Genomic DNA, 15,769 nt, shown 5'->3' on the forward strand with positions numbered 1-15,769 from the left:
GACAAGAAGGATCCGGCATCATGCCAATGAGAAAGATCGCCTATTGGGCAAGCACGGCTTTGCTAAGCCTGATCTATGCGGGAGGTGCTTTCGCCTACCTGACGCAGCGGGATATGGTCGAAGAAGGCTTCATCCATTTTGGGTTTCCGGCCTATTTGATTACCGTTCTGATCGTCGCCAAAATCGCCGCGCCAATTGCGATCCTCACACGGGCCTCGGTCTTGCTCAGTGATCTCGCCTATGCAGGCATGTTTTTTCACCTGCTCCTTGCGGTTTCGGCCCATCTCAATGCTGCCGACGGCGGCTTCGCCCCGGCCCTTGTTGGGCTCGTTCTCCTTGTCATCTCGTTCCTCACCCAGAACGCTGCCCGCAAGCGGCCTTCCCCCAACGTTCCAGGCGCCCTCAGATCACATGAGCTCCAGCCTTCGTCGCGAACATCACCGTCAGTCTAGCCACAATTGAACGCGGACTGGAGAACAAAAGATGAGTACTCGCCAACCGATCACCATCACGCCGATCTTCGTTGCAGACCTTCTGGTGGAGGGTGAACGCATGCCCGTGTACACACATGTTATCGACCACCCCGACGCGCGGATTCTCGTGGACACGGGCATGACCGAGCTCCATCCAATGGCGGCTGCCCTGAACCCGTGCCTGCACCCCCTCAACAAGCAGAATTTCGATGTGGAGAGCATCGATATTGTCATCAACACCCATCTGCACGCTGACCATTGCGGGGGCAATCACCTGTTTGCTGGCAAGCGCATTTATGTCCAGCGCCGCGAGCTGGAAGATGCGCGCACCAAAAGGGACGAGTATCCCATTCCGGAGTGGGTTGATGCACCCGGCGTTGAGTATTTGACTGTCGATGGCGAATTCGAACTGTTGCCTGGACTGCGACTGGTCCCGGCGCCAGGTCACACAGACGGCATGCAGGTCGTGGTGATCGAGACTGAGGGACGCCCAATCGTCGTTGGCGGCGACGTCGCGGTATGGTTTGGCGAGTTGGAGGAACCGCACAGCGAGGGGCAGTTGCGCGTTCTTGCAATGAATCCAGAGTTGATCTGGCTGGCACATGAGCACGAGCCGTGGCGCCCTCACACTGCATGAGACTCTCATTCTGGGGCGAAAAATCGCACACCTCAGCCTGGAGAGGTCGGGTCGGGTAACACAGGCCTGGCCTTCACAGCGATTACCGCCGGTTCAGGAGGTTGATCTCGGATTCGGGCACGCGGCCCTCGGTGTGCTCCATCGATTTGGATTCGCTCGACAGGTCGCCTTCCTCGGCCGTTGCGTCGCTGCTCTCTTCATGCGGCGGTGGGGCGGGGTGAGCCGGCTTGGTCTGGCCCGTTGGAGCGGGGGCGGCATCCATCTGCACAATGGGTACGCCCTTGGGAAACACCACCTCGCGCGCAGGATCGGGCATTTCAATGCCGCCCTGGAGCAAGGCGTTCTTGGTTTGCCGCAACAGGGCCGAATTGATCTTGGCCGGGGAATAGGCAACGCTGTCGAACCAGTAGAAAATCCGCAAATTGATCGTCGCGTCGCCCAATTGGTCCACCAGAACCAATGGTTCGGGTTGGACGAGCACGGCGGGGTGCTTGTTGAGCACCTCACCGATCAGACGTTGCGCCAGCGAGACCGAGGAATCGTAACCGATCCCCACCATGAACTCGGCGCGGCGGCTGGGGATGGAGCTGTAATTCTTGATCGTGCTCTTGAACACGGTGGCATTCGGGATCTGTACATGATTGCCATCAAGCGTCAGCAGCACGGTGCTGCGGGTGTTCAGATTCTGCACGATCCCGGTGTGTCCGGCCACCTCGATCAGATCGCCGCCGGCAAACGGGTTGCGGATGCTCAATAGCAGGCTGGCCAGGAAGTTCTCGGCAATATCGCGAAACGCGAAACCGATAATGATGCCGATCAGTCCGGTGCCGCCCAGCACTGTGAGTGCCAGTTGCGTCAGCCCGGCAACACGCAGCACGAAATAGATACCCAGCAGGAAAATCGGGATGGAGATCGCCCGGGCCACCACATTGAGCAGCAGCGGTGATTGGATCCGGCCGATCAGCACATGTCTGGCGACCCGTAGAACCAAAATGGAGATCAACCAGGCAACAGCAATGACGAGTGCGGCCAGAACCACCAATGGCCAGGCGCCGATCGCCTGCTGCGCAAGACCCGCACTCTCCTCCCAGGCGCGCCCAAAGGTCGAGCCCACGTCGGCGTCAACGACGATACGGTTGACGACCGCAACCACCCCTTGCGTGTTTTCCGCCAGATTGCCGGCCCAGTTGCGGCGAGCTTGGCTATTGCTCGTGCCATCAAGGAAAACGACGCCGTCGGTGACCCTGACTTGAGGGGCCTCATACCACTCTGTGGCTTCCAGAATATCGCGCAGCCGAGCGGCAATCTGCTCGTCAGAGGCCTCCGGGACGACCTCTACCTGCTGGGCCAGTGGCGCCGATTCCGGACTGGCTGGCTCAGGCGTTTCCAGGATTTGAGCCACGCCCGCGGAGGGCACGAACAGCAAGACCACCGTCGCAAGCAGACAGCAAAACCATCGCATGCTGACGTATAGGGCGCGCGCCACGGCTAGTCCGCGGCGCGTTGGATGATCGTGGCGATGTCTCCCACGGCGTGATTGGTCAATTCCTTGTCCACAGAGATGATAATGCTCTCGGAGACGGTCTTGTGCATCGTGTCGCGCAACTGTCCCAAGGTCTGCGGGTCGGCGGCCAACACCAGATGCTGAAAGTCGTTGGCGTCCCTGCGGCGGAACAGGTCATTGGCCAATTGCTTGGCGAATGTGGCTTCGTCTGTCTGGCGGGGGGTCTGCTCCTCAGGCCTTGAACCGGAAGGACCATCCTCGTCCAGGTTCCTGGGCGTCAGGCGCGTCTCCTCGCTCAGGCTCAGCTTGTCGTTGGAGTGCCGAGCGCGGAACAGTATCGCCTGATGCCCATCGGCCACCACAACAAGTGTCTGATCGGGAATGGAAATGGACTCGGCCATTGCTGCGTCTCCTGTTGCGCGGGGGCTGTTCAAACCCAACTGGCAATCAGCAGAAACGTTCCAGCCAAGGCCCGCCGCGCGCTCTCAAGGGGTGCGGCGCCATTTTCGGCTTCGTGGCCAAAAACAATACACCCCCGGGCGGACCCGAGGGTGAAAAGTCTTTTGGTTGGGAGGGCAGCTCCGCCACTCAAGCGTAGCTTTCGTGGCCTCCTTGCCTCAAATCTCTCCACCGGAGAGATTTGCCCTATCGGGATGGCGCGGAGATCGCCACGCCTTCGGCGTTGAAGATATGGGCCTTGGCCGGGTCGAGATAGGCCTCAACGGTGGAGCCAAGGGCGACGTCGCGCTGGCCTTCGAGGACGATGTTGAGGGACTGTCCGTCCTTGGTGGTGGCATAGACCACGGTCTGGCCGCCGAGATTTTCGACGAGGTCGACAATGACATCGGCGAACTTGACGCCCGAGCCATCGGCAATGGTGATGTGCTCGGGGCGGATACCCAGGGTGGTGGCGCCGGTGACGTCGCGGCCCAGGGAGACACTGGCCGTGCCGGTCTTGAGGGTGTTGTTTTCGACCGAGGTCGTCAGGAAGTTCATCTTGGGCGAGCCGATAAAGCCGGCGACGAACAGATTGCGCGGATCATTGTAGAGATCGAGGGGCGCACCGGCCTGCTCGATAACGCCGGCGCGGAGCACCACGATCTTGTCGGCCATCGTCATGGCTTCGACCTGGTCGTGCGTCACATAGATCATGGTGTTCCCCAGATCATTGTGCAGCTTGGCGATCTCCACGCGCATGGCGACGCGCAGTTCCGCATCCAGATTGGACAGCGGTTCGTCGAACAGGAAGATTTTCGGTTCGCGCACAATGGCGCGGCCAATGGCGACGCGCTGGCGCTGACCGCCCGAGAGCTGCTTGGGCTTGCGTTGCAGAAGCGGCTCGATCTTGAGGATTTCGGCCGCTTTCTGCACCCGCTGGGCGATCTCGGCCTTGGGCATTTTTGCCGTTTCGAGGCCGAAGGCCAGGTTCTTGTACACCGACATATGCGGGTAGAGCGCATAGGACTGGAACACCATGGCGATGCCGCGCTTGGCCGCCGGCACCTCGTTCATGCGTTGTCCATCGATCAACAGGTCGCCCCCGGTGATCGGCTCGAGCCCGGCAATCATGCGCAGCAGCGTGGACTTGCCGCAGCCCGAGGGGCCCACAAAGACGGTGAACTCGCCCGGGTCGATCGTCAGGTCCACGCCGTGGATGACCTGCACATCGCCGTAGGCCTTCTTGATCTGCCGCAACTGGATGGAGGTTGCCATGGTTTTGTTCTCCTCGCTTTAGCGGAACTCGGCCGGGACCCAGCTCTGGTAGAGCGGGTGATCGGGACCGAGCGGCAGCGCGACTTCGGAATGGGTGGAAGAGGAGTGGTAAAAGGCCGTGACCAATTCCAGTGCCCGACGGCTGTCGGCGCTGGTGACCGGCAATTCGCCCTTGCCGAAAATGGCATCGTGGAAGCGGGCCATCTGGGTCTGGAACCGCGAAGGCACGTGCTGCCAATTGGCCAGAGCCTCGTCGATGCGCGCCTTGACCTCGTCATTGCGCGGCAGGATCTTCCAGAGCTCCTTGCCCGGATTATAGGGGGCGTGGTCGCTCTCGATGGTGACGTTTTCAAACTGCAGGCGGATGCGGGTGATCTCGTCCACCGAGCCCAGGGTCGCGGTGAAGCTGGCCAGCGCACCGGACTTCATTTCGAGCGAGGCGGAGATGGTGTCTTCCACCTCGATCGGATTGACCCGGGTAGCGACGCGGCCGAACACGCGTGCGATGTCGCCCATCAGATAGGTGAAGATATCGTGCGGATGGATGGCGTGGCCCATCAGGACGCCGCCCAGCTCGGTCTTCCACTTGCCGCGCCAGGGCACGGCATAATAGGGGGCTTCGCGGCGCCACATGGTTTCCACCGTGCCACAATAGGGCTTGCCGGCAATACCGGCGTCGATGATGGTCTTGGCCTGCTCGATGCCATTGCCGAAACGGTACTGGAACACCGGCATCAGCTTGCCTTTGGCGGTCTTTTCGGCCTCCATGATGGCATCGACATCCTTGAGCGAACCGACCAGCGGCTTTTCGCACACGACATGCTTGCCGGCCTTGAGGGCCTCGGTGACCATGGAGAAGTGCGCGCCGGGAGGGGTGCAGACATCGATGATGTCGATATCGTCCATGGCGAGCAGATCGTCGAAATTGACAATCCGGCGCTCGATGCCAAATTCCTCGCCGATCTCGTCGAGGCGTTCCTGGTTGAGATCGCAAATGGCGAGCACTTTGAACTTGTCGGCATTGGGCAGGTAGCCCTCGACAATGTGCGAGCGGCCGATGCCGCAGCCGACGACGGCAACGTTCAGGACGCGGCTCATTGCGCCCACTCCGTTCCGACTTCGGCCATTTGCTGGGCGGTCAGCGCCATCTTCATGGCATTGTAGCAGCGCTGTTGCGGCATGGCGGTTTCGGTGCGGTTGCGCACGTCATCGAGGAACTGGCGGCCGAAGGGCAGATCGACATTGGAGCAGTCGATATGCTGGACGCCTTTCTTGTCGACGAGGAACAGGTGGTTTTCGCCTGGACGCCCGGCGATATCGACATATTTGCGCAGCTCGATATAGCCCTCGGTGCCCAGAATGGTCAGGCGCCCGTCGCCCCAGGTGGGCAAGCCCTCGGGGGTGAACCAGTCAACCCGGATATAGCCCGAAGTATTGGCGGTGCGGATATGAGCGTCGCCAACATCCTGCAGGCCCGGCTTGTCGGCATGGCCGCGATTGGCGACGCTGGCCGAAACCACTTCACCATCCATGGCGTCGGAGAAGAACAGGAACTGCTCGAACTGATGGCTGGCAATGTCGCAGAGGATGCCGCCATAGCGATTGCGGGTGAAGAACCAGTCCGGACGGTTGTTGAGCCGCAGTGAATGGGGCCCAAGGCCCACGGTGTTGACCACCTGGCCGATGGCGCCCTTGGCGATCAGATTGCCGGCCTCCACGGCGGCCGGAACCTCGAAATGCTCCGAATAAAGCACGGAGAAGATGCGGCCGGTTTCCTTCTGGACGCGCTGGATTTCCTCGAGCTGGGCAAAGGTGGTCATGCCCGGCTTGTCGGTCAGCACATCCTTGCCGGCGCGCATGGCGGCCAGGCAGATCTCGGCGCGGTCGCCGGGAATGGCAGCCGTGACCACCACTCCGATCGAGGCATCTTCGAGGATGGCGGCCGGATCGGAAACGCGTTTGGCTTCGGGGAAGCGCTCGCCAAAGGTCTTGGCGAGATCATCCTCTGCTGCGTGGAAGGCGACGAACTGGGCGCCTGCGCGCTTAAGACATTCCACCTGCCCGTAGATATGGGCGTGGTTGATGCCGATGGCGGCGAATTTGATATCAGACATAGACTTAGCGTTTCATACCGGTCGTGGCGATGCCCTCGATGAGCAGCCGCTGGAAGAGAAGGAAGAAGACGAAGATCGGCACGATGGAGAGCACACTCATGGCGAACAGGCCACCGAAATCACTCTCGCCGGTGGAGTCCACGAAGGTCCGAAGGCCGAGCATGACGGTGTAGTCCTGCATGCGATTGAGATAGATCAGCGGGCCAAAGAAGTCGTCCCAGGTCCAGATGAAGGTGAAGATGGCAGCCGTCACCAGCACGGGGATAGAGAGCGGCAGCATGATCTTCCAGTAGATGCGCCAGGGACCGGCGCCGTCCATCATCGCAGCCTCGTCCAACTCGCGCGGAATGCCGCGGAAGAACTGAACCATGAGGAAGACGAAGAAGGCGTCCACCGCGAGGAACTTGGGCACGACCAGGGGCAGCATGGTGTTGACCCAGCCCAGGTCGCGGAACAGCACATATTGCGGAATGAGCGTCACCTGCCCGGGCAGCATCAGCGTCATCAACATCATGGCGAACCAGAAATTGCGCCCCTTGAACTGCAGTCGTGCAAACGCATAGGCAGCCATGGAGCAGGCGATGAGGTTACCCACCACGCTTAGAAAAGCGATGATGAAGGAGTTCATGTAGAACACCGAGAAGCTCACCCGCATGGCATTCCAGCCGCGGAAGTAGGACTCGATGTCCCAGCTCAGGCTGGGCCAGATGCCGGAGGTGAAGATCTCGTTTTCCGGCTTGAACGAGGCCGCCAGCAACCAGAGCAGCGGATAGAGCATCAAGATGGATGCGCCGATCAGCAGCACGTGCGCGATCACCGAGAAGATGCGCTTGCGCAGACGGGCATTGGGATCGTTCTCTGATCCGGTGACCACGGTCAGCTTGTGTGCATCAATCGTCATAGTGCACCCAATACTTGGACGTAAGGAAGGAGAAGGCCGTAAAGCACGCGATCAGCAACAGCAGGAACCAGGCCAGCGCCGAGGCATAACCCATGCGGAAATAGCTGAAGGCCTCATTGTAGAGGTAGAGCGTGTAGAACAGCGTGGAGTTGATCGGAGACCCGGTGCCATTGGAGATGATGAAGGCCGGGGTGAAGCTCTTGAAGGCCTCAATGGTCTGGATGATGGCGTTGAAGAACACCACCGGGGTCAGCAATGGCAGCGTGATCTTCCAGAACTGGCGCCATTTGCTGGCGCCGTCCAGAGATGCTGCCTCATACATGTCCTGCGGGATCTGACGCAGACCGGCGAGGAAGATGATCATGGGCGAGCCGAACTGCCAGACCGAAAGCACGATCAGCGTCCAGAGCGAATAATTGGGGTTGGAAATCCAGCTCGGGCCGACAATGCCGAAGATGGAGAGGAACTGGTTGACCAGGCCGTCACCGGCGAAGATCTGGCGCCACAGAATGGCAATGGCCACCGAGGCCCCGAGCAGGCTGGGCAGGTAGAATACGGCACGGTAAAGCGGCAGCCCCTTCATGCCCCGGTTGAGCAGAATGGCAATGGCCAGCGCGAAGGCGAGCTTCAAAGGCACCGAGAACAGCACGAAGGTGAAAGTGACCCGCATAGAGGTCGCAAAAGTGCGGTCATTGGTGAACATACGCTCGTAATTGGCGAAGCCCACCCAGTCCGGCGAGGTCAGCAGATCGAAATCTGTGAAGCTGAGATAGAAGGACGAGATGATCGGGCCGATGGTGAGACCGAAAAACCCGATGAACCATGGCAACAGGAAGAGATAGCCGGGGGCGTGGCTTTGCCACGCCCTCGACCACTTCGATGTGCCTGATGCGGCGTCCTGCGGAGCCGCGTCTGCCGCATGCACAGTCATTTTTTATGCGTTCGCCCGTGCCAGAATTGCAGTCGCGTCCTCGACGAAAGCCTTGCCGGCGTCTTCCGGGGAGCGGGCACCGAAGGCCACTTCCTGGCTGATCACGCGGAGCAGGTTGAGGTCGATTTCGCCAGCGGCTGCCGGCGGGGACGGGGGCAGAGCACCAACCAGGTCACCCAGATTTGCCACGAAGTTCAGCGCGATCTGGCTCTGTTCGTCGAGGGTCGGGGTGATGGCTTCACGGACCGAGGCGTTGCACGGAATGCCGCGCTCGACGCCGAGGATCGCACCGGCTTCCGGATTGGTGACGAAGAAGTTGATGAAGGCCGCTGCCGCTTCACGGTCCGCGGTCGAGCCGCCGACAGAGAAGAACATGGACGGTTTGCGGTAGTGACCGCCGCCGACACCCGGCGCAATGCGCGGATACGAGGAGATCGTCAGCTCATCGTCGTTGATCGACTGGTGGATCACCAACTGGTTGGAGTTGGACGGCATCATGGCAGCGCGCTTCATGGCAACCATGGACGATTCCGGAGCCCCGGTGTCGAGTGCCTGGGTTTCAGCGTCGACTATGTAGCCCTTCTGGCGGAAGCCGTCCCACATCTGGAACCACTCGACCATGTCATCGGCCGTAAAGCCGAGCTTGTTGTCGGCGGTGTAAAGCGCCTGACCACGCTGACGCAGCCAGTTGTCGAGCATGGGCTCGGTGCCCGAGCCATCGGAGAATGCCCGCATGCCGTTGCCGGCCGAATTGAAGGCTTCGCCAATGCGCTCAAGATCCGCATAGGTCCAGCTATTATCTGGAACAGCTTCCCCGATAGCCTCGAAGGCGGCCTTGTTGACCAAAGTGGCCACCGAGTTCGCACCAAGCGAGATACCATAGAGCTGGCCGTTGACCTTGCCGCCTTCGAGCTGGTCGGCGTCGAATTCACCCAGATCGCCGATCACGTCGTCGAGCGGGGCAATGGCATTACGGGTCGCGTATTCCACGATGTAACGATAGTCCATCTGGATGATGTCGGGGGCAGTGCCACCGGCAGTCTGGGTGGCCAGCTTGGGCCAGTAGTCGTTCCAGCTCAGGAACTCGGCCTCAAGGCCGGGGTTGCCGGCGGCCTCGTAGAGGTCGGTCACCGCATAGGTGCGGTCGGCGCGAGCCTGGCCACCCCAGAAGATCAGGCGCAGCGCGCTCTGAGCCCAGGCCGGGTTGATGCCGGCAGCAGCGGCTGCGGCCAGTGCCGACGATCCCATCAGAAACTGACGGCGTCCAAGTCGAATTGTCATGTCTTCCTCCCATGAACAGTTGCCATTCCGCGGCGCGGAACCGGGTGTGGTCAGCGACCTCCCCGTCGCTAAATCACCAACTGGTTACTACGTTAGAGCCTATGACGTGCTTGTCAATCATCATTGACTCCGGATTTCGTGCACAGAGCAGCGGATGCCTCTGCGGCAAAATAACCAGCCAGTTACGCCCATACCATACAAGCCGCGCCGGCGGCAACAATCTTGTATGGAAGTTAATCGCACCGATTTCACCCCTATGAAACAGCCCTGCTGTTTCCTGCGCCATCGGTAGCAGACTTTGTGGGCAGGCCAGTCTCCTCAGGCGGCCGCCATCTCCTCCTAAGGCAGACAGTGGCGCAAAAAAGCCAATTGGAAAACTACGAAATTTCGGTGACACTATAGATAATTTCTATATCCGATCACGAATCGGAAAGGATCGCCGATGGACAAGCTGCTCACCCAATTCCTGGCCGTCGCCGATGCTGGTTCGCTGAGCGGGGCGGCCACAGCCCTGTTCATCACCCAGCCCACGCTGAGCTTCAATATGAACAAGCTCGAGGAAACCGTAGGGGCCCCGCTGTTTGATCGGTCCTCGCGCGGCATGACGCTGACGCGCTATGGCGAGACGCTCTACGAAAATGCGCGGCTGATGCGCCGGCTCTATGACAACACGCTCAACGCCATTGCCGACCAGAAACGCGGCTCGGAACGCGGCATGTCGATCGGTACGGGCTATTCCTGGTGGACCATGTTCCTGCGCGACATGGTGGTGGACTATCAGCGCGAATTCCCCAAGGCGCCGGTGCAAATCAGCCTGGGCAATCAGCTTCGGCTGATGGACCAGATGCTCTCGGGCGATATATCCATGTTTCTCGCCCATGAAATCGACGGCTTGAGCGGCGCGATCGGCACCGATTTCGTGCCGCTGACCCGGGTCTACAATGCCTTCTTCGTGCGCAAGGGCCACGGGCTGCTGGGCGGGCCGCGGAGCCTGGCCGAGATCGACAGCTATCCCATTGTGATCAGCTCGCTCGCGGAAAGCCGGCACGAGCGGTTCTTCGATCCTTCCCGCCGGCGCACCCGCGTGGAAACCGTGTTCGACCGGACCAGTGTGGCGTTCCGCACCAACTCGCTGGCGGCGTGCGTCGACTACGCGCTGGCGACCGATGCGGTGCTGGTCCACACCCATGTGTTGCGCGACCATTTTGGCGAACGCGGCCTGGTCGAAGTGGAGCAGAAGGATGAGCCGCGCCGCGCGGTGACCGGCATCTATGTACTCAAGGAGCGCCGCGGTGAGGCACGGGTCGAAGAGCTGATCGGACGGATCACCAGAGCTTGTAACGCAGTGTTGCCGCCCTGGGAGCCGGCCTCATAAGAGTGCACCAACACGCATTGCCAGTCGCGTTGGGCCCGCGATTTGTGTTTCCCATGCCCGACTAACATGTTAGTTAGACACCATGCAGCAAGCCCTCGATTTCTCCCTTCAGCCCCAAGCCCCGACCCCTGACCGCCTGGCGGCCGGAGAACGCGTTGCCACACGCCTTAAAGGACAGGTTCAGGGCGCCATCCATACCGACCCGCTGATGACCTATGCCTGGAGCGGCGATGCCAGCTCTTACCGGCTGATCCCGGCGGTGGTGGTGTTCGTCAATTCCGAGGATGATGTGCGCGCCGTGTTCAAGGCGGCACGGGCAGAGGGCTTGCCGGTGACGTTCCGGGCGGCCGGCACCTCGCTGTCGGGCCAGGCCGTGACCGATGGCGTGCTGGCGGTGCTCGGCGATGGCTGGCGCAAGCTGGACATCCACCCCGGCGCCGAACAGGTCACGCTGGGGCCGGCAATTATCGTGGCGGAGGCCAATCGGGCGCTCAAACCCTTCGACAAGAAGATCGGCCCCGACCCGGCCAGCCAGGCCACCTGCAAGATCGGCGGGGTGGTCAACAACAATTCATCAGGCATGTGCTGTGGGGTGGCGCAGAACACCTATCACACCATGGCGCGTTTGCGGATCGTGCTGACGGACGGCACCATGCTCGACTCGGGCGATGCGGCCAGTTGCGATGCCTTTCGCATCAGCCATGCGGCCATGCTCGAACAGATCCATCAATTGCATCACGAGGTGATGGCGGACGCAGAGTTGGTAGACCTGATCCGGCACAAGTACCGGATCAAGAACACGGTGGGCTATTCGCTCAACGCGCTGGTCGATTATCATGACCCGCTCGATATCCTGATCCATTTGATGGTGGGCTCGGAAGGCACGCTCGGATTTGTTTCCGAGGTGACCTACAACACCGTGCCCGAGCATCCGTTCAAGGCGACGGGCCTTGTCCCGTTTCCCGACCCGCAGGCGGCAGGGCGCGCGATTATCGAGATGGCCAATGGCGGCGTGCAGGTGACGACCGGTGTCACGGCGGCTGAATATATCGAGCGGCGCGCGCTGGCGACGGTAGAGCATCTGCCGCCCATGGCGCCGCTGCTGCCCTGGCTGACGGCAGACTCTCCGGCGGTGCTGATCGATGTGACCGCGCCGGACGAGGCGACCCTGCTGGCTGAAATTGCCAAGACCGAAGACCTGCTCAAGCACCATGGCGCGACTCATATCGAGCTCAGTCGCGATGCCCAGCGCAGCGCGGCCCTGTGGGATATTCGCAAGGGGTTCTTCACCTCAGGCGGCGCGGCGCGGCCCAAGGGCACCTCGATGCTGACCGAGGACGTGGCTGCGCCCATCGAGCGGCTGGCCGAGTTCGTGGTCGACATGCGCAATCTGCTCGACAAGCACGGCTATGACGACGCGATCATTTTCGGACATGCGCTGGCCGGAAACCTGCATTTCCAGATGAGCGACAATTTTGCCGAGACCGGTGCGGCCGAAAAGTTCGACCTGTTCAACCAGGAACTCTCGGAGCTGGTCTCGGTGCGCTATGGCGGTTCGCTCAAGGCCGAGCACGGCACCGGCCGCGCCATTGCCGCCTTTGTGGAGGCGGAATGGGGCGCCAAGGCCTATCAATTGATGCACCGGATCAAGGCGATATTCGACCCGGAAAGACTGCTCAATCCGGGCGTGCTGCTCAATGACGATCCCAAGATCCACATCAAAAATTTGAAGGTCATGCCGCTGGCTGACGAGCTCACCGATCTGTGCATCGAATGCGGATTTTGCGAGCCGGCCTGCCCCAGCCACCACATGACACTGACCCCGCGCCAGCGCATTGCAGTGACGCGAGAGCGGGCGCGATTGCGCGAAACCGGGGAGGACCCCGCGCGGCTGGCGCGGTTCGAAGCCGATTTCCAATATGCCGGCCTTGATACCTGCGCGGCGTGCAATCTGTGCTCCCTCCGGTGCCCGGTGGGCATTGAGACCGGCACCATGATCATGGGCGAACGCGCGAAGCGACGCGGACCGACCGCCCATTGGGTTGCCCAATTGGCGGCCGACCATCGGGGCGCGGTGGAAATTATGATGCGCGGCGGGGTGGCGCTTGCCGATACAGCTCGGACCATTATTCCGGCGCCGGCAGTGGAAGCCGTGACCGATGCGGCACGGCGAATGACCGGCAAACGGGTGCCGCGGGTGTCTCGCGCGCTGCACCACGGGCCAGGTGCGCCCAAGGTTCGCAATAGCAGGCAGGACCCGCGCACAACAGGATTTCCGGTGCCGATTGCCCAGACCGGGCGGCCGAGCGTGGTCTATTTCCCGGCCTGTCCCAGCCGCATGTTTGGTGCACCCAGGACCAGCCACCAACTGCTCGACACGCCGGCGGCGATGATCGCGCTGCTGGAGCGGGCCGGCTATGATGTGATCGTGCCGGAGAAGCTCAATGGCCAATGCTGTGGCCAACCCTTTCAATCCAAGGGTTTTCCCGAGCAGGCGGCCGAGGTGGGCGGGGCGCTCAAGGGTGAGTTGTCGCGGCTTTCAGATGCCGGACGGTTGCAGGTGGTGACGGACGCTTCGACATGCGCCAAGCATTTGAAAGAATTTCCCGGCGATGCGGCGGTGGCGGATTCGGCCGCGTTCCTCGCCCAGCATGTGCTGCCGAAACTGAGTATCACGCAGCGGCTGCCGGTGGTGGCGGTACACCACAATTGCTCGGCACAACGGCTGTTCGAACAGCCAATGACCGAGGCGGTGGCGCGGGCCTGTGCCGAGAAGGTGGCGGTTTTGTCGTCGATCACCTGCTGCGGCTATGCGGGCGACAAGGGGCTGTTCGTGCCCGAACTCAACGAACACGCGACGCGGCGGGTGGGCAATGATGTTCCGGAGGGATGCGAGCTGGGCGTGTCGACGGTGTCGACCTGCGCCTCGGGCCTATCCGAGCGCGTCGGGGTGCCTTTCGTGGGACTGGCGAGCCTGCTGGAGTGGGCGAGCCGATAGGTCTTTGCCCGTCACCCCCCCTCAATCCTTCTTACCTCAAACTCTCCACCGCAGAGTTTTGCCCTTGAGGACGGTTCGAAGCCCTCACGGGGAGCCGTTTGGAGCTATCATCTCCCTCCCCTTGTGGGGAGGGATAAGAGTTGGGCAAACCTGCAGCAACGGCATCCCGCCATTCCAGCATAGCTCTCAGGGCAAATCTCACGTGGTGATTTGCCGAGCGGGACGGTTGGTGGTTATTCCGCCGCCTGCTTTTCGAGGACGGCGCGCTGGTCGGTGATGGCCAGGGGCTCGACAGCCACGATATGGTCGCGCTTGCGGTGGATGCGCAGGCGTTTGACGCGGCGGCTGTCGGCGGCCAGCACTTCAAACTCGAACCCCCTGATGCCATTGATCCGCTCGCCCCGCTTGGGAACATGACCGGCCAGGTCAAAGACCAGGCCGCCAATGGTATCGACATCCTCGGCATGCTCGCCAGGATCAAAATCGGGGCCGATCATGGCCTGCACGTCCTCGAGTTCCGCGCGGGCATTGGCGACAAAGACGTCTTCGCCGACCTTGCGGATGAGCGCCGCCTCGGCGACGTCGTGTTCATCTTCGATCTCGCCCACCACCGCTTCGAGCAGGTCCTCGATGGTGACCAGCCCGTCGGTGCCGCCATATTCATCGACCACGATGGCCATATGCACGCGGCTGGCGCGCATGGATTGCAACAGATCGGCCGCCGGCATGAAGGTGGGCACGAACATGGCCTTGCGCAGAATGCCCAGCCGGCCGATCTTCTGGCGGAGGGCGGTCGAGAGCAGCTTGACCGGGACGTCCTTTTCCGGATCGGTCACCGGTTCGGTGATCTTTTGCAGCGCATCCTTGATGTGGATGAAGCCCACGATATTGTCGAGCCCATCTTCATAAACCGGCAGGCGCGAATGGCCGACCTGGCGGAAGCGGGCGAGCAGTGTGCCCAAATTGATATCGGAGGGCACAGCCTGGATATCGGAGCGCTCCACCATGACGTCGTCGATCGATACCTTGGAGAGCTTGAGAACGTTCTGAAGGATCAGCCGTTCGCTTTCCGAAAAGTCACCGGTTTCGGCGCCGCCGGTATCGTCAAGCGCTTCCTGCAGATCATCGCGCAGGGACACCGTGGTCCGCGCCATCAGGCTGCGGATGCGGTGCCACAGGGTCGGCCCCCGCGACACGGCGGGGGCGGGACTAGAAGGAGGTTCGGGGTTTTCGGCCACCCGTAGGGCCCTACTGTCGCTATCGTTCATTCATCTCGCGCCGCACAAAAGCGGCCAATTGACTGTCCTATGAGACCGGAAATGCCCCGGACGATCCGGGGTTCCCGCCAGAAAATTCATTCGGCATAGGGATCAGCGATCCCAAGCCCTGCCAATATCTGGGTTTCCAGTCCCTCCATTTGAAGGGCCTCTGTCTCATCAAGGTGATCATACCCTAAAATGTGGAGAAATCCATGCACCATGAGATGGGTGAAGTGATCCTCCAGACTCTTGCCCAGGTCGGCCGCTTCACGCTCAAGCGTTTCCCGGGCCAGGGTGATGTCGCCCAAAAGGCCGATGACGGGGTCGAATGGCTCGATCTGAGGGAAGCTCAACACATTGGTGGAACTGTCTTTTCCGCGCCACTGGGCGTTGAGTTCGCGCTGTTCGGCATCGTCGGTGAGGAGAACCGAGATTTCCGCTGCACCCTTGATTTTCGGCTTGGCGCCGGCCAAAGCGGCCAGCACCGCCTTTTCGGCCAGCGCATCAAAGTGATCGGGCCAGCCATCCGCATGGCGGATGACGGCGATTTCCAGCGGTGGCGATGGCGGCATCGGGATGCGGT

The 15,769-nt window shown here is 61.3% G+C and carries 14 protein-coding genes; 4 read left to right on the forward strand and 10 right to left on the reverse strand.

What is annotated here, in order from left to right; genetic code table 11:
- Positions 1 to 20 precede the first annotated feature (20 nt).
- Both ACE4RL_RS01710 and ACE4RL_RS01715 read left to right on the forward strand, forming a co-directional pair.
- A complete protein-coding gene (locus tag ACE4RL_RS01710) occupies positions 21 to 452 on the forward strand; it encodes a DoxX family protein (RefSeq protein ID WP_375598819.1) in 432 nt (143 codons plus the stop codon).
- 31 nt (positions 453 to 483) lie between these two features.
- Positions 484 to 1,110: an MBL fold metallo-hydrolase gene (locus ACE4RL_RS01715; RefSeq protein ID WP_375598820.1), complete on the forward strand. Its 627-nt coding sequence runs from the start codon at positions 484 to 486 to the stop codon at positions 1,108 to 1,110.
- Positions 1,111 to 1,192: 82 nt separating this feature from the next.
- Here the strand turns inward: ACE4RL_RS01715 and ACE4RL_RS01720 are convergent, their stop codons facing one another.
- The 8 genes from ACE4RL_RS01720 to ACE4RL_RS01755 form a co-directional block, all read right to left on the reverse strand.
- The gene (locus ACE4RL_RS01720) at positions 1,193 to 2,527 is read right to left on the reverse strand and encodes a mechanosensitive ion channel domain-containing protein (RefSeq protein ID WP_375600214.1); all 1,335 of its coding nucleotides are present in this window, start codon (positions 2,525 to 2,527) and stop codon (positions 1,193 to 1,195) included.
- 71 nt (positions 2,528 to 2,598) lie between these two features.
- Positions 2,599 to 3,015: a host attachment family protein gene (locus ACE4RL_RS01725; protein WP_375598821.1), complete on the reverse strand. Its 417-nt coding sequence runs from the start codon at positions 3,013 to 3,015 to the stop codon at positions 2,599 to 2,601.
- Between the two features lie 244 nt (positions 3,016 to 3,259).
- A complete protein-coding gene (locus ACE4RL_RS01730; protein WP_116587724.1) occupies positions 3,260 to 4,327 on the reverse strand; it encodes a sn-glycerol-3-phosphate ABC transporter ATP-binding protein UgpC in 1,068 nt (355 codons plus the stop codon).
- 18 nt (positions 4,328 to 4,345) lie between these two features.
- A complete protein-coding gene (locus ACE4RL_RS01735) occupies positions 4,346 to 5,425 on the reverse strand; it encodes a Gfo/Idh/MocA family protein (protein ID WP_375598822.1) in 1,080 nt (359 codons plus the stop codon).
- Complete coding sequence (locus tag ACE4RL_RS01740; RefSeq protein WP_375598823.1) at positions 5,422 to 6,441, reverse strand: Gfo/Idh/MocA family protein; 1,020 nt, start codon at positions 6,439 to 6,441, stop codon at positions 5,422 to 5,424. The genes ACE4RL_RS01735 and ACE4RL_RS01740 overlap by 4 nt, the downstream gene beginning before the upstream one ends.
- 4 nt (positions 6,442 to 6,445) lie before the next feature.
- Positions 6,446 to 7,219: a carbohydrate ABC transporter permease gene (locus tag ACE4RL_RS01745; RefSeq protein ID WP_375600215.1), complete on the reverse strand. Its 774-nt coding sequence runs from the start codon at positions 7,217 to 7,219 to the stop codon at positions 6,446 to 6,448.
- 112 nt (positions 7,220 to 7,331) lie between these two features.
- The gene (locus ACE4RL_RS01750; RefSeq protein WP_157289917.1) at positions 7,332 to 8,273 is read right to left on the reverse strand and encodes a carbohydrate ABC transporter permease; all 942 of its coding nucleotides are present in this window, start codon (positions 8,271 to 8,273) and stop codon (positions 7,332 to 7,334) included.
- Between the two features lie 3 nt (positions 8,274 to 8,276).
- Positions 8,277 to 9,554 (reverse strand): ABC transporter substrate-binding protein, encoded by a 1,278-nt coding sequence (locus tag ACE4RL_RS01755; protein ID WP_375598824.1) that lies wholly within the window; start codon positions 9,552 to 9,554, stop codon positions 8,277 to 8,279.
- Between the two features lie 442 nt (positions 9,555 to 9,996).
- On the opposite strand from ACE4RL_RS01755, the gene ACE4RL_RS01760 reads away from it, so the two are divergent.
- The gene (locus ACE4RL_RS01760; protein ID WP_375598825.1) at positions 9,997 to 10,929 is read left to right on the forward strand and encodes a LysR family transcriptional regulator; all 933 of its coding nucleotides are present in this window, start codon (positions 9,997 to 9,999) and stop codon (positions 10,927 to 10,929) included.
- An 82-nt stretch (positions 10,930 to 11,011) separates the two neighbouring features.
- On the forward strand, positions 11,012 to 13,927 hold the full coding sequence (locus ACE4RL_RS01765; protein WP_375598826.1) for an FAD-binding and (Fe-S)-binding domain-containing protein: 2,916 nt from the start codon (positions 11,012 to 11,014) through the stop codon (positions 13,925 to 13,927).
- A 233-nt stretch (positions 13,928 to 14,160) separates the two neighbouring features.
- On the opposite strand, the gene ACE4RL_RS01770 is transcribed toward ACE4RL_RS01765, so the two are convergent.
- Both ACE4RL_RS01770 and ybeY read right to left on the reverse strand, forming a co-directional pair.
- Entirely contained in the window at positions 14,161 to 15,195 is a 1,035-nt protein-coding gene (locus ACE4RL_RS01770) for a hemolysin family protein (RefSeq protein WP_375598827.1), read from the reverse strand.
- Positions 15,196 to 15,281: 86 nt separating this feature from the next.
- Positions 15,282 to 15,758, reverse strand: coding sequence for an rRNA maturation RNase YbeY (ybeY, locus tag ACE4RL_RS01775; RefSeq protein WP_375598828.1), 477 nt, complete (start codon positions 15,756 to 15,758; stop codon positions 15,282 to 15,284).
- Positions 15,759 to 15,769 lie beyond the last annotated feature (11 nt).

The sequence above is a fragment of the Devosia polycyclovorans genome (assembly GCF_042181575.1).
GTDB classification, from domain to species: domain Bacteria; phylum Pseudomonadota; class Alphaproteobacteria; order Rhizobiales; family Devosiaceae; genus Devosia; species Devosia polycyclovorans.